Annotated in this window: 14 protein-coding genes; 11 read left to right on the top strand and 3 right to left on the bottom strand. The window is 44.1% G+C overall.

The window, feature by feature from the left end:
- Window positions 1-62: 62 nt before the first annotated feature.
- Window positions 63-371 carry a YqfO family protein gene (locus tag MAR181_RS03000; RefSeq protein ID WP_013795130.1) on the top strand — a complete coding sequence of 103 codons (309 nt, stop codon included), beginning with the start codon at window positions 63-65 and terminating at the stop codon, window positions 369-371.
- A gap of 9 nt (window positions 372-380) precedes the next feature.
- Here the strand turns inward: MAR181_RS03000 and MAR181_RS03005 are convergent, their stop codons facing one another.
- The 3 genes from MAR181_RS03005 to MAR181_RS03015 all read right to left on the bottom strand — a co-directional run bounded on the left by MAR181_RS03005 (window position 381) and on the right by MAR181_RS03015 (window position 3,044).
- Entirely contained in the window at window positions 381-926 is a 546-nt protein-coding gene (locus MAR181_RS03005; protein WP_013795131.1) for an NUDIX hydrolase, read from the bottom strand.
- A 10-nt stretch (window positions 927-936) separates the two neighbouring features.
- Window positions 937-2,193 (bottom strand): HlyC/CorC family transporter, encoded by a 1,257-nt coding sequence (locus MAR181_RS03010; RefSeq protein ID WP_013795132.1) that lies wholly within the window; start codon window positions 2,191-2,193, stop codon window positions 937-939.
- A gap of 83 nt (window positions 2,194-2,276) precedes the next feature.
- Window positions 2,277-3,044, bottom strand: coding sequence for a cytochrome C assembly family protein (locus MAR181_RS03015; RefSeq protein WP_013795133.1), 768 nt, complete (start codon window positions 3,042-3,044; stop codon window positions 2,277-2,279).
- A gap of 129 nt (window positions 3,045-3,173) precedes the next feature.
- On the opposite strand from MAR181_RS03015, the gene ffh reads away from it, so the two are divergent.
- The 10 genes from ffh to MAR181_RS03065 all read left to right on the top strand — a co-directional run bounded on the left by ffh (window position 3,174) and on the right by MAR181_RS03065 (window position 12,460).
- Entirely contained in the window at window positions 3,174-4,553 is a 1,380-nt protein-coding gene (gene ffh, locus MAR181_RS03020; protein WP_013795134.1) for a signal recognition particle protein, read from the top strand.
- A gap of 177 nt (window positions 4,554-4,730) precedes the next feature.
- Window positions 4,731-4,979, top strand: a complete 249-nt coding sequence (rpsP, locus tag MAR181_RS03025) for a 30S ribosomal protein S16 (RefSeq protein WP_013795135.1) — start codon at window positions 4,731-4,733, stop codon at window positions 4,977-4,979.
- Between the two features lie 15 nt (window positions 4,980-4,994).
- Window positions 4,995-5,540, top strand: a complete 546-nt coding sequence (rimM, locus tag MAR181_RS03030; protein WP_013795136.1) for a ribosome maturation factor RimM — start codon at window positions 4,995-4,997, stop codon at window positions 5,538-5,540.
- Between the two features lie 21 nt (window positions 5,541-5,561).
- Window positions 5,562-6,314 carry a tRNA (guanosine(37)-N1)-methyltransferase TrmD gene (gene trmD, locus MAR181_RS03035; protein WP_013795137.1) on the top strand — a complete coding sequence of 251 codons (753 nt, stop codon included), beginning with the start codon at window positions 5,562-5,564 and terminating at the stop codon, window positions 6,312-6,314.
- A gap of 69 nt (window positions 6,315-6,383) precedes the next feature.
- Window positions 6,384-6,746, top strand: coding sequence for a 50S ribosomal protein L19 (gene rplS, locus MAR181_RS03040; RefSeq protein WP_013795138.1), 363 nt, complete (start codon window positions 6,384-6,386; stop codon window positions 6,744-6,746).
- 100 nt (window positions 6,747-6,846) lie between these two features.
- On the top strand, window positions 6,847-7,563 hold the full coding sequence (locus tag MAR181_RS03045; RefSeq protein WP_013795139.1) for a thioredoxin fold domain-containing protein: 717 nt from the start codon (window positions 6,847-6,849) through the stop codon (window positions 7,561-7,563).
- A gap of 139 nt (window positions 7,564-7,702) precedes the next feature.
- Window positions 7,703-9,004, top strand: coding sequence for a homoserine dehydrogenase (locus MAR181_RS03050; protein ID WP_013795140.1), 1,302 nt, complete (start codon window positions 7,703-7,705; stop codon window positions 9,002-9,004).
- Window positions 9,005-9,015: 11 nt separating this feature from the next.
- Entirely contained in the window at window positions 9,016-10,401 is a 1,386-nt protein-coding gene (gene thrC, locus MAR181_RS03055) for a threonine synthase (protein WP_013795141.1), read from the top strand.
- An 88-nt stretch (window positions 10,402-10,489) separates the two neighbouring features.
- The gene (locus MAR181_RS03060; protein WP_013795142.1) at window positions 10,490-11,209 is read left to right on the top strand and encodes a 16S rRNA (uracil(1498)-N(3))-methyltransferase; all 720 of its coding nucleotides are present in this window, start codon (window positions 10,490-10,492) and stop codon (window positions 11,207-11,209) included.
- A gap of 153 nt (window positions 11,210-11,362) precedes the next feature.
- Window positions 11,363-12,460 carry a GGDEF domain-containing protein gene (locus tag MAR181_RS03065; protein ID WP_013795143.1) on the top strand — a complete coding sequence of 366 codons (1,098 nt, stop codon included), beginning with the start codon at window positions 11,363-11,365 and terminating at the stop codon, window positions 12,458-12,460.
- The last annotated feature ends 19 nt before the right edge of the window (window positions 12,461-12,479 follow it).

The following is a 12,479-nucleotide window of genomic DNA, read 5'->3' on the forward strand; positions in this document are numbered from 1 at the left end:
TAGTCAAATAATTGATCAATAATGGTTAGATACGTAAAAGTAGTAAATACAAAGGGAGGGTTATGTATTCACTCGTATTCTATGTGCCCGCGAGTCATTTAGAGCAGGTAAAGTCAGCGGTGTTTGAGGCGGGCGCAGGTCGAGTTGGAGCCTATGAGGCTTGCTGCTGGCAAACCTTAGGGCAAGGGCAATTTCGACCTGTATCAGGCGCTCAGCCATTTATTGGTGAGGTTGGACAGGTTGAGCTAGTAGAAGAATATCGGGTGGAGATGGTCATGCTTTATGAATACAAAGAAGCAGTAGTGGCCGCTTTGCGTTTAGCGCATCCCTATGAAGAGGTGGCTTATCATTTGAATCGAATTGAATCTTGAGGCGTCTGTTTAATCTGGGACAGAGTTAAACAGTATGACGTCTTCGTGAAAACCGTATTGTCCTTTTTTGTGATCCTCAATAAAACATTCCAGTGTTTTCGTCACGCTGCTAAAAGCCAATTCCTCCCATGGAATGTCTTTTAAATCGAAGAGAGCCACTTCAGAGCTTTCTTCTGTTGGGTGGAAGTCGTCTTTTTCCAGTTCGGCAATATAGAAAAGATGCACCTGATTGATTCTGGGGATGCTGATCATGCTGAAGGCTTGCTGACATTTGGCCACAGACCCGGATTCTTCTAATGTCTCGCGAAGGGCGCCTTCACTGGTGGTTTCTTGATTTTCCATGAAGCCGGCTGGTAAGGTCCAAAATCCAAATTGTGGCTCAATGTTGCGACGGCATAGGAGAATTTTGCCTTGATAAAGAGGAATGGTGCCTGTGATCAGTCTCGGGTTGTCATAATCAATGTGAGCGCAATTCGGACAAACTGCTCGTGTGCGGTTATCACCTTGTGGGATGGCCATCTCAACTTGGTGACCACATTTGGGGCAGTATCTCATGACGTATCCTTTACCGCTTTAATTGAAGTTTGGCGAATTTCACAACCTTGTCTTCGATTTCTTGGATTTCAATTTGGTAATGGTCTACCCAAAGGCTGATAGGGTGCTCAGGGATAAACTCAAGTGTTTCTATGATCAAACCGTTTAGGGTTTTTGGTCCGTCTGTTGGTAAGTGCCACTCAAGCGCTTTATTGATCTCTCGAATGTGAGTGGAGCCTTCGATGCGGAATGATCCATCATCCAGTGTTTGAATTTCTTCTTCTTCGTCTTGAGTCGGTGGGGTGAACTCACCAACGATTTCTTCAAGAACGTCTTCTAATGCTGCTATACCTTGAACATCACCGTATTCGTCGACCACGATCCCCATCTGTTGATGGTCTTTCTGAAAGTTAAGTAGAACCGTGTTGAGCGAAGTGCTTTCTGGAATAAAGTAAGGTTCAACTGTGGCTTTTAGTAATGCGGCTTTGGATGGTGTTGGATCGCGTAAGAACATGGCTGCGTGGCGAGCATGCAGAATGCCAATGACCTTGTTAATTTCACCATTGTAGACGGGCATGCGAGTGTGACGGGTTTGACAGATTTGCTCAATGATCTCTTCAATAGAGTCTTCAATGTCGATGCCGACGACTTCATTGCGTGGAATCATGATGTCTTCTACAGAGACTTTTTCCAAATCTAGGATAGAGATCAGCATGTCTTGGTGAGCCGCTGGGATCAGGCCACTGGCTTCATTAACCACGGTTCTCAATTCTTCTGAGTCTAAGGTGTCTTGATTGCTATGATGAGCTTGCACACCGATGAGTCTAAGTAGGCCGTTTGACAACGCATTTACCAAGACTACTAATGGGTAAAGCGCTTTAAGTAAAATGCCAAGTACCCAAGAGGCAGGAAAGGCAATTTTTTCAGGGTGGATGGCGGCGAGGGTTTTTGGTGTGACCTCAGCAAAGATTAGTATAACAAGTGTTAATACTGCTGTGGCGATGGCAACACCAGCGTCTCCCCAAATGCGAACAGCAATAATGGTCGCAATAGCAGATGCCAATATGTTAACAAAGTTATTCCCAATCAGGATGACGCCAATGAGTCGATCTGGGCGTTCGAGTAGGGTTTGTACTTTTGTGGCTGAGCGATTCTTATTTTTGACCAGATGCTTGAGTCGATACTTATTAATCGACAGCATGCCTGTTTCAGAGCTGGAGAAGAATGCGGATAATAAAATTAGACAAAAAAGTATGCCACCAAGAACGCCTAAGGGTGCTTCGTTCAAAAAGGGATCGCCTCAATAATTTAGATTATGGAATTATTAGTTCTTACGAACCGACTGTCAAACATACTTTGTGAATTCAGCCATTATTGCAATAGGATTTGCAACGCGATACGACTACCAAAGTAACCAAGCATTAATAAGAAGAAGCCGCTAAGGGTTAGTTTGACGGCTAATTGCCCACGCCAGCCTGCTATATGTCGACCAAGTAGCAGTCCTGCGAATACAAACCAAGAGGCTATGGTAAAAAAGGTTTTATGTACTAGATGTTGGGCAAACATATCTTCTATAAAGTAGAAGCCAGTCAGTATGGTGATGGTCAGTAAAATAAAAGCGGCCCAAATGAATTCAAACATCAGGCTTTCTAATACCTGTAGTGGTGGGACCCGTAGCAGTTGTTTAAGTTTGTGGTGTTTAAGCTGATATTCTTGCATTGCCAGTAAAATGCCGACACCACAAGCCGTAGCGAATAGACTGTATGCGACAGAGGCGATGATGATGTGAGCGCTGGTACCCCATGAATTGCTGTGAAGTTGCTTCAAATCCCAAGGTTCGATGGCGTTGAGTGCTAAAATAATGGCACTAAGAGGGAATGCCGTCCCGATTAATAGAGACAAATCTTTGTCACGATTGCTAAACCACAGCAAGGTGTTGCCAATTAAGGCGATTAATAAACCAATGGTTAAAAAATTGAAGCCATCGCGGTTAAGCAATAATTGCATCAATGAGAAGGTGTGTGTCGCAACGGCAAGTGCGCCAATCAGCTGTGTGAAGCGGTTGTTTGGGCGAAAAAAGTAAACCGCACCAGCAATTAAGCAGGCAGTGCAAGCTAACCAAAGCGATATTTGAGTCATGAACTAGGATGTCCGCTTAGTAAAGGTATAGGGTGATAATCATTTATCCGTTATAATAAAACCAATTTCACCTTGGATAAACTGATAGTGTCAGTTTTTTTCCATTTTTGAGCCAAATTTGAGGGCAATATGTTCGACAATTTATCAGAACGCTTAACTTCCTCCCTTGACCGAATTCGAGGAAGAGCCAAATTAACCGAAGACAATATTAAAGATGTGTTGCGTGAAGTGCGCATGGCGTTGTTAGAAGCCGATGTGGCGCTTCCTGTTGTCAAAGACTTTATCGCGGCCGTAAAAGAGCGGGCCGTTGGTACGGAAGTCTCGAAAAGTTTGAGTCCTGGACAGGTTTTCTTAAAGATCGTTAAGCAGGAACTGGAAACGGTCATGGGTCAGGCCAATGATGGTTTGAACCTTCGTGTTGCTCGTCCTGCGGTGATTTTGATGGCGGGTTTGCAAGGGGCGGGTAAAACTACTTCGACTGCAAAACTGGCAAAGTATTTAAAGGAACGTGAGAAGAAATCAGTTTCTGTTGTCAGTGCCGACGTTTATCGCCCAGCGGCGATTAAACAGTTGGAAACTTTGGCAAGTGAAATCGATGTGGATTTTATCCCCAGTGATCTGACGCAAAAACCAATCGACATTGTGAATAATGCGATTGATTACGCTAAGAAAGCTCATAAAGACGTTGTCATTGTCGATACTGCAGGTCGTTTGGCGATTGATGAAGCCATGATGGCTGAGATTAAATCGCTCCATGAAGCGATCAATCCAATTGAGACCTTGTTTGTCGTGGATGCCATGACGGGTCAAGATGCCGCGAATACAGCTAAGGCATTTGGTGATGTATTACCACTGACTGGTGTCGTTCTGACGAAAACAGATGGTGATGCTCGTGGTGGTGCGGCTTTATCTGTGCGTCATATCACCGGCAAACCGATTAAGTTTTTGGGTGTGGGGGAAAAAACCGATGCCTTAGAGCCTTTCCATCCAGATCGTCTGGCATCTCGTATTCTAGGCATGGGCGACATGTTGTCCTTGATCGAGGAGGCTGAGCAGAAGATAGATAAAGACAAAGCCGAAAAACTTGCTGGAAAGTTAAAGAAAGGCAAAGGTTTTGATTTAGAAGACTTTAAAGAACAGCTTCAGCAAATGAAAAACATGGGCGGAATGAGTTCTATGTTGGATAAGCTACCGGGCATGGGGCAGTTGGGTAATATTCAAGATCAAGTGGACGACAAGATGTTTGTGCGTATGGAGGCATTAATCAATTCCATGACACCAGCGGAACGTCGTAATCCGGATGTGATAAATGGTTCCCGTAAGAAACGTATTTCTACTGGGGCTGGCTTGCAAATCCAAGATCTGAATCGATTATTGAAACAGCATAAACAGATGCAAAAAATGATGAAGAAATTCAGCAGCAAAGGCGGCATGAAAAAAATGATGCGCGGACTGGGTGGTATGATGCCTGGTGGCCTTCCTGGTGGCGGTGGATTTCCTAAGCTGTAGCACTATTTGGTTGTTTTTATTGGCATTAGCAAAAAAAGTGCCGATTTAATTGAAAGGGCGAGCAATTCGCCCTTTCGTTTTTCTAGTTTATCGACTAGAATATGCCGCCTTCTTGTAGTATGAGTCAAAAGTCGACTCGGCAAGAGGTGTTTCGTTAAGCAATAAGGAACCAATCATATGGTAACTATTCGTCTTTCTCGTGGTGGCTCTAAGAAGCGCCCATTCTATCACTTGAACGTGGCTGATAGCCGTCGTGCTCGTGATGGTCGTTATATCGAGCGCTTGGGTTTCTTTAATCCTGTTGCTCGTGGTCAAGAAGAACGTTTGCGCGTTGATTTAGATCGTGTAAATCACTGGGTTAGCCAAGGCGCTCAGCTATCTGACCGTGCTGCTCAGCTTGTTAAAGAAGCTAGCAAAAACGCTTAATACAGAGGTAGTGTTATGTCTAAATTAAAGCAAGCGGCCGCTCCTGAGCAAGCCCTTGTGGTTGGACGCATTACATCTGTTTATGGTGTTAAAGGGTGGGTGAAGTTGTATTCACACACCGAGCCAATGCAGGGAATCTTTGATTACAAGCATTGGTGGTTGAAAACCCCAAGTGGGTGGAAAACCGTAGAGTTAAGCCAAGGTCGCTTGCAAGGGCGAGGTTTGGTGGCATCGGTGAATGGCTATAACGACAGAGATCAAGTTAAAGATATTTGTGGTTTGGATATTTACATTGATGCGCAGGATCTTCCTGAGCTAGATGACGGTGATTATTACTGGAGTCAGCTAGAGGATCTGAGGGTAATTACCAAAGAGGGTGTCCTCTTAGGGAAGGTTTCTCAACTTATGGAAACCGGTGCGAATGATGTTGTGGTTGTCCGTGCGTGTGAAGGCAGTTTTGATCGTGAAGAACGCCTGATTCCTTACGTGCCAGAGACTTATGTTCTAAACATTGATTTGGAACAGAAGGAAATGGTCGTCGATTGGGATCCGGAATTTTAACTAATAAGCTGAGGTTATCACGTGAAGGTAAGCGTTATATCGCTCTTTCCGGAAATGTTTCAAGCCATTACCCAGTACGGTGTAACGGGCAGAGCCATTAAATCTGGGTTGGTTGAGGTGGATTACATTAATCCCCGCGATTTTACTCAGGATAAACATAAGACTGTGGATGACCGACCTTATGGTGGTGGTCCTGGGATGTTGATGAAAGTTCAACCTCTCAAAGATGCGATTGAGTGCGCTAAGCAAAAAGTGCCCAACGCAAAAGTTATTTTTTTATCCCCTCAAGGGCGTACACTGACGCAAGAAGGTGTGCAACAGCTTGCTAAACAAGCAGAATTTATTCTGGTAGCAGGTCGTTATGAAGGCGTCGATGAGCGTTTGATTCAATCTGAGATTGATGAAGAATGGTCGATCGGTGATTTTGTCCTAAGTGGTGGTGAGTTGCCGGCTATGGTGCTTATGGATTCTGTCTTTCGGATGGTGCCAGGAGTATTAGGAAAGCAGGCTTCAGCAGAAGAAGATTCGTTTGCTGATGGCTTGTTGGATTGTCCGCATTATACTCGCCCTGAAGTGCTTAACGGTGAGCCTGTGCCACCGGTACTACTTAGCGGCAACCATGAGGAGATAAGGCGCTGGCGATTAAAGCAGAAGCTCGGAAGAACTTGGCAACGCCGGCCAGACCTTTTGCAGAACCTTGAGTTGGACAAGGAACAGCAGAAGTTGTTAGAAGAGTTTATTCGCGAAACTGAAGATTCAACCTCGGCAGAGTAGGAATTGCGAGCTTATCAGATAGAAGAACCTTCGAACTGATAAGAAACCATATTATTAGGAGTCACATCCATGAGTAATAAAACTAAACTGATTCAGCAATTAGAAGCTGAACAGATGACAAAAGAAATCCCAGCATTTGGTCCTGGTGATACTGTTGTCGTTCAAGTTAAAGTTAAAGAAGGTTCACGCGAGCGTCTACAGGCCTATGAAGGTGTTGTAATCTCTAAGCGTAACCGTGGTCTAAACTCAGCATTTACTGTTCGTAAAATTTCGAGCGGTGTTGGTGTTGAGCGTGCTTTCCAAACTTACAGCCCATTGGTTGAGAGTGTTGAAGTGAAACGCCGCGGTGACGTGCGTCAAGCTAAGATCTACTACCTACGCGAGCGTTCTGGTAAATCTGCACGTATTAAAGAGAAGTTGGCTAAACGCTAATTTTTCTTCCTTAAAAAGGCGACGTAAGTCGCCTTTTTTGTGGAACTAACTCCCTTTCGTATGGCCTAATAGAGACTATTCATTTGTCTTTGAGGTTTTCATGAAACACATCTTTTCTTTCTTGGTCCGTACACTTTGTACGTTTGGACTAATGCTTCCTTTTACTTCATCTTTTGCCGACCAAGATCAAGTTCGTCAATCACTACAGACAGCGTTACCTCAATATACTATTGGCTCGATAGAGTGGCATGAACAAGCTGGAATGTATAAGGCGGAAGTAAAGGGTGGGCCAACGCTTTATGTCACTAAAAATGCTCAATATTTCGTTGTAGGTGATTTATATCGAGTGGCGGCTGATGGTTTAGTGAATGAGACTGAACAGGCCAAACTTGCTAAGTTGGAATCCTTGCCTGAGTCTGACATGGTGGTGTTTAAGGCAGATAATGAAAAAACTCATATTACTGTCTTTACGGATGTCGACTGTGGTTATTGCCGGATGCTGCATAACGATGTACCAATTTTAAATGAGATGGGAATTACGGTGCGTTATTTAGCCTACCCAAGAGCCGGTATTGGTTCTTTAGCTTATCGTAAAATGGTTAGTATCTGGTGTTCTGATGATCCTAAAAAGTGGATAACTGAAGCTAAAATGGGGGCAGAGGTGCCAGAGAATAAGTGTGTTAATCCGGTGGCTGAGCAATATCAACTTGGAGTGTCTTTGGGTGTACGAGGTACGCCGAGCATTATTTCGAAAGAAGGGGTGTTTATGCCAGGCTATCTGCCTCCGCAAGAGTTGGCCAGTAAGCTAGGGTTATAGGCATATTGCAAAATATTCCACTTAACATGAGACTACTTCAGCCTTTTCTTCGTTGGGTTTATGTGGTTCAGACGTTATAATAAAGCGTTTTTTAGTGACGAAATAACAAATAATTAAATCATCTCTGTGGGGTAACGTTTTGGAACCGGTAAAAGTCGGAATTTGTGGGCTGGGGACAGTAGGATCCGGTAGTTTTAATATTCTTCTGAAAAATGCAGAAGAAATCACACGACGCGTTGGACGTAGCATTGTTATTGAGCAAGTGGGTGCTCGTCGTGACAATGATACATGTGATACCGCAGGTATTAACGTGACCCGTGATATTTTCGACGTGGTTAACAATCCAGAGATTGATATTGTTCTTGAATTGATTGGTGGCACTGGTGTGGCAAAAGAGTTGGTCATGACGGCTCTTGAGAATGGCAAGCATGTGGTAACGGCCAACAAAGCCTTGATTGCAGAACACGGCAATGACATTTTTGCTAAAGCGCAGGAAAAAGGTGTCATTGTTGCTTTTGAAGCGGCTGTTGCAGGTGGTATTCCAATCATCAAAGCCGTGCGTGAAGGCCTTTCTGCAAATCGCATTGATTGGTTGGCTGGCATCATCAATGGGACTGGTAATTTCATTTTGACTGAAATGAGCGAGAAACAGCGCAACTTTGATGATGTTCTTGCGGAAGCTCAGGCGTTAGGTTACGCCGAAGCCGATCCTACTTTTGATGTAGAAGGCATCGATGCAGCCCATAAACTGACCATTTTGGCGTCCATTGCCTTTGGTATTCCATTGCAGTTTGAAAAGACTTATACCGAAGGTATTAGCCGAATCACTGCTGAAGATGTCGCTTTTGCGGATGAACTTGGGTATGCGGTTAAACATTTGGGCATTGCTCGCCGTACTAAACAGGGTATAGAGCTTCGAGTTCACCCAACCTTAATTGCTCATAAACACTTGTTGGCTAATGTGAATGGGGTGATGAATGCGATTATGGTGCAAGGCGATGCTGTTGGTCCGACATTGACATATGGAGCGGGTGCGGGAGCATTACCAACAGGGTCTTCCGTGGTGGCGGATGTCATTGATGTGGCGCGTACTCTGACGGCAGATCCTACCAATCGTGTACCGCATTTGGCGTTTCAGGCAGATGCTTTGTCAGATGTTGAGGTTTTACCTGTGGAAGAAATTGAATGTGGTTTCTTCCTAAATATGACGATTCAAGATCGTGCCGGTGTGCTGGCAAACATTACACAAATCTTGTCCAATAATGGCATTAGTATCGAATCCCTCATTCAGCGTGAGCGAGAAGGAAGCGATCTTGTACCTTTGGTCGTCATGACCCATGACGTTAAAGAACGCAATATGAATGCGGCCATTGCAGCCATTGAAGCCTTGCCGGATGTTGCTGGTGTTGTTCAGCGTATTCGTGTCGAAAACTTGGCGTAAGAGAGAATTTTATGAAATACATTTCAACTCGTGGAAAAGCACCAGCCCTTTCATTTGGTGATGTGCTATTAGCTGGTCTAGCAAATGATGGCGGTTTATATGTGCCAGAGACTTTGCCTCATTACAGTAAAGATGAAATTGCCTCTTGGGCTAGCCTCAGCTATCAGGAATTGGCTTTTAAAGTAATGTGGCCTTTTGTTGAGGGAGACATTCCTGCCGAGGAATTTAAGTCGATGATTGAAGAGGCTTACGCTGGTTTTAATCATGAATCCATTGCGCCTATGGTGCAGGTGGGGAATAACGAATGGGTGTTGGAGCTATTCCGTGGTCCAACCTTAGCCTTTAAAGACTTTGCATTACAGTTGCTAGGCCGCTTGATGGATTATGTATTGGCAAAGCGCAACGAAAAGCTGGTCATTATGGGTGCAACCTCTGGTGATACAGGTTCGGCAGCCATTGAAGGTTGTCGCCATTCAGAGCACTTAAGCATCTTTATCTTGCACCCATATCAGCGAGTATCAGAAGTTCAGCGTCGTCAAATGACGACCGTGATTGATGACAATGTTTTCAATGTGGCGGTTAAAGGGAATTTTGATGATTGTCAGGGGATGGTGAAATCCAGTTTTGCAGATCAATCCTTCTTGAAAGGCGCTAAACTCGGTGCTGTGAACTCCATCAACTGGGCGCGTATTATGGCTCAGATCGTTTACTACTTCTCTTCTGCTTTAGCGGTTGGTGGGCCTCATCGTAATGTCTCGTTTTCGGTCCCAACAGGTAACTTTGGGGACATTTTTGCCGGTTATCTGGCGAAGAAAATGGGCCTGCCAGTAGATCAACTAGTGGTCGCCACTAACCAAAATGATATTTTGCACCGTGTGATTGCCGAAAACGACATGAGTCGCCAAGCCTTGAATGTAACCTTGTCCCCTAGTATGGATATCATGGTTTCTAGTAATTTCGAGCGTTTGTTGTTTGATGCTCATGGACGTAATGGGGCTGAAATTGATGATCTAATGGCGCGTTTTAACAAAGGTGATGTGTCATTGAATGATCAAGCATGGTCTTTCGTGAAAGAGAATTTTGACAGTTATAAAGTGGACGATAAGCGAACTTGTGAGGTGATTACTGAGGTGCATGATAGTGCGCAATACTTGCTTGATCCTCATACAGCAATCGGACTTGAAGCGGCGCGTCAATGTTGGAAAGACAAGTCTGTTCCTATGATCACCTTGGCAACAGCGCATCCGGTGAAATTCCCAGAAGCCGTGGAAAAAGCAGGTTGTGACCTACCAAACTTGCCTGAGCACATGAAAGATTTGTTTGAACGTGAAGAGTCTTATTCGGTGTTAGACAATGAACTGACACAAGTGCAGTCTTTTGTTGCTGAGCGTATTTAATACGGGTCGTCTCATTTATGACATTGTCATCGCGGCCAAGTTTTGGCCGCGATCTTTCATCCTATCTCTTAGCCTTAACTTTTAGTATATGAATCTGATTTTAATAGAGCCTTCCTTAAGCTTGTCTGAAGGGCGTTATGCATTGACGGAACGTCAGCAATCACATATTAATCATGTGATTAAAGCAACATCGGGCGATATATTGCGAGTGGGTCTATTGGGCGGAAATTTGGGTGAAGGTGTGTTTCAAACCGCAAGTGCGGATCTCCCTGCCCATATTCATTCCTTGCAACTAACCCAAACGCCCCCTAAAGCGTTACCTATAGTATTGGTGATGGCGCTGCCTCGACCTAATATGCTGAAGCGTACTTTGCACAATATTACAGCCATGGGGGTTAAAGAACTGTATTTGATTCACTCTGCTAAAGTGGAAAAAAGTTATTGGCAAAGTCCTGTATTACAGCCAGAGTCGATTCATCAGACGTTACTAGAAGGGTTAGAGCAGGCGAAAGATACTATTATACCAAATTACACTATGGTGCCAAGATTTCGACCTTTTGTAGAAGATCAATTACCGGATATTTTGCGAGGAAAATTGGGCTTGTTGGCTCATCCTTATCAAGCCAAAGCATGCCCAATTGATTTGCAGGAGCCCTGTGTATTGGCTTTGGGGCCAGAAGGGGGGTGGAATGAATTTGAAGTCACCAAGTGGTTAGAAGCGGGGATGTCGAGTGTGCATTTGGGAGACCGAATTTTGAAAGTAGAAACCGTCGTGCCCGTTCTCTTGTCTCGCTTATATCCTGCTTAATCTCATAACTTCCATCAACATTCTACTTAACCCCGTTCAATTGTTGTTATTTGTAACTAAAGTGCTTTTTAAGAAGAGGTGTTTGTGCCTTTAGGGTAATATCTTTCTTAAATAACCTTAACAGGGTTAAGGGTAATAAGTCAGGGTTACGACATGCCAGAGAAAGATCCAACCGTTTTAGAGCGACCAACAGGTTTAAAGGCAAAACTTAATAGTATTACTCGCTTTTATGTAGGCGATGTGTCGGTGTTGTCATCGGATGATGTTCGTCGGGTGTTGATCATTAATCTGTTTGCTAGTGTTGGCATACTCTTTACTTGTCCCTTGGGCATCGCTTCGTTTTTTCAAGGTAAGTTACTGTTAGGTTCAGTATTGATAGGTGTTACCTTTTTGTATTCTGCGAACCATATTTATCTTAGGCGTACCCACCGTCACGTTGTGTCTGGTAACTTTGTTATTTATCCCCTATACGCCCTAATGCTCTACCTGATTTACACCGGAGGCGTGAATGGCACTGGGCATGTGTGGCTATATTGTGTACCGGCCGTTGCGTTGTTTTTGCATGGCTTAAAGAAGGGACTGATTGAACTGGCAATCTTTACCTTGCTGTTAAGTATTCTGATGTTTTATACCGATAATCACTTTTCCGAGTTTGGTTATCACCCCTCATTAAAATCACGAATCCTATTTTCCTTTGCTGTTGTGGTGTTTTTATCTGGTATTTATGAATTCTCTATGTCTCGCTTTAATGATGAATTAAAGACCACTTCGGCGAAGTTAAAGTTGGTTGCCTATACTGACATGTTGACGAATTTATTGAACCGTCGTGGTATTTATCAAAAGTTAGAGCAGCGGCAGCAGGCGCATTTATTGTTGGCGGATGTGGACTTTTTTAAGCGTGTGAACGATGAGTATGGTCATGATGCAGGGGATTATGCGCTGGAAAAAATTGCCCAAATAATGCGGGCTGGATTGCCTAAAGGCGCTTTATCGTCACGTTGGGGTGGTGAGGAGTTCCTTCTTGCCGTATTTGATTGCTCTCATCATGAAGCGTATGAAATCGCTGAGTCCGTCCGTAATCTAGTGGCAGACTATGAATTCAATTATCTAGATCAAAGTTTCCACGTTACTTTGAGCTTTGGTATCGCGAGCATGAATGATACGGTATCTTTGCGTGAAGCGATCACCTTAGCCGACAGTCATTTATACAATGCCAAGCGTGCTGGTCGAAACCAAACTCGTAGAGACTAATTGGACGGTCTTTGCCTGC

Origin of the sequence: Marinomonas posidonica IVIA-Po-181, from assembly GCF_000214215.1 — a bacterium.
Classification (GTDB): domain Bacteria; phylum Pseudomonadota; class Gammaproteobacteria; order Pseudomonadales; family Marinomonadaceae; genus Marinomonas; species Marinomonas posidonica.

Excerpts from the sequence above, each read along its gene's own strand:
- MAR181_RS03000 (WP_013795130.1), top strand. The coding sequence starts at position 63 with ATGTATTCACTCGTATTCTATGTGCCCGCGAGTCATTTAGAGCAGGTA.
- MAR181_RS03005 (WP_013795131.1), bottom strand. The coding sequence starts at position 926 with ATGAGATACTGCCCCAAATGTGGTCACCAAGTTGAGATGGCCATCCCA.
- MAR181_RS03015 (WP_013795133.1), bottom strand. The coding sequence starts at position 3,044 with ATGACTCAAATATCGCTTTGGTTAGCTTGCACTGCCTGCTTAATTGCT.
- ffh (WP_013795134.1), top strand. The coding sequence starts at position 3,174 with ATGTTCGACAATTTATCAGAACGCTTAACTTCCTCCCTTGACCGAATT.
- rpsP (WP_013795135.1), top strand. The coding sequence starts at position 4,731 with ATGGTAACTATTCGTCTTTCTCGTGGTGGCTCTAAGAAGCGCCCATTC.
- rimM (WP_013795136.1), top strand. The coding sequence starts at position 4,995 with ATGTCTAAATTAAAGCAAGCGGCCGCTCCTGAGCAAGCCCTTGTGGTT.
- rplS (WP_013795138.1), top strand. The coding sequence starts at position 6,384 with ATGAGTAATAAAACTAAACTGATTCAGCAATTAGAAGCTGAACAGATG.
- MAR181_RS03045 (WP_013795139.1), top strand. The coding sequence starts at position 6,847 with ATGAAACACATCTTTTCTTTCTTGGTCCGTACACTTTGTACGTTTGGA.
- thrC (WP_013795141.1), top strand. The coding sequence starts at position 9,016 with ATGAAATACATTTCAACTCGTGGAAAAGCACCAGCCCTTTCATTTGGT.
- MAR181_RS03060 (WP_013795142.1), top strand. The coding sequence starts at position 10,490 with ATGAATCTGATTTTAATAGAGCCTTCCTTAAGCTTGTCTGAAGGGCGT.
- MAR181_RS03065 (WP_013795143.1), top strand. The coding sequence starts at position 11,363 with ATGCCAGAGAAAGATCCAACCGTTTTAGAGCGACCAACAGGTTTAAAG.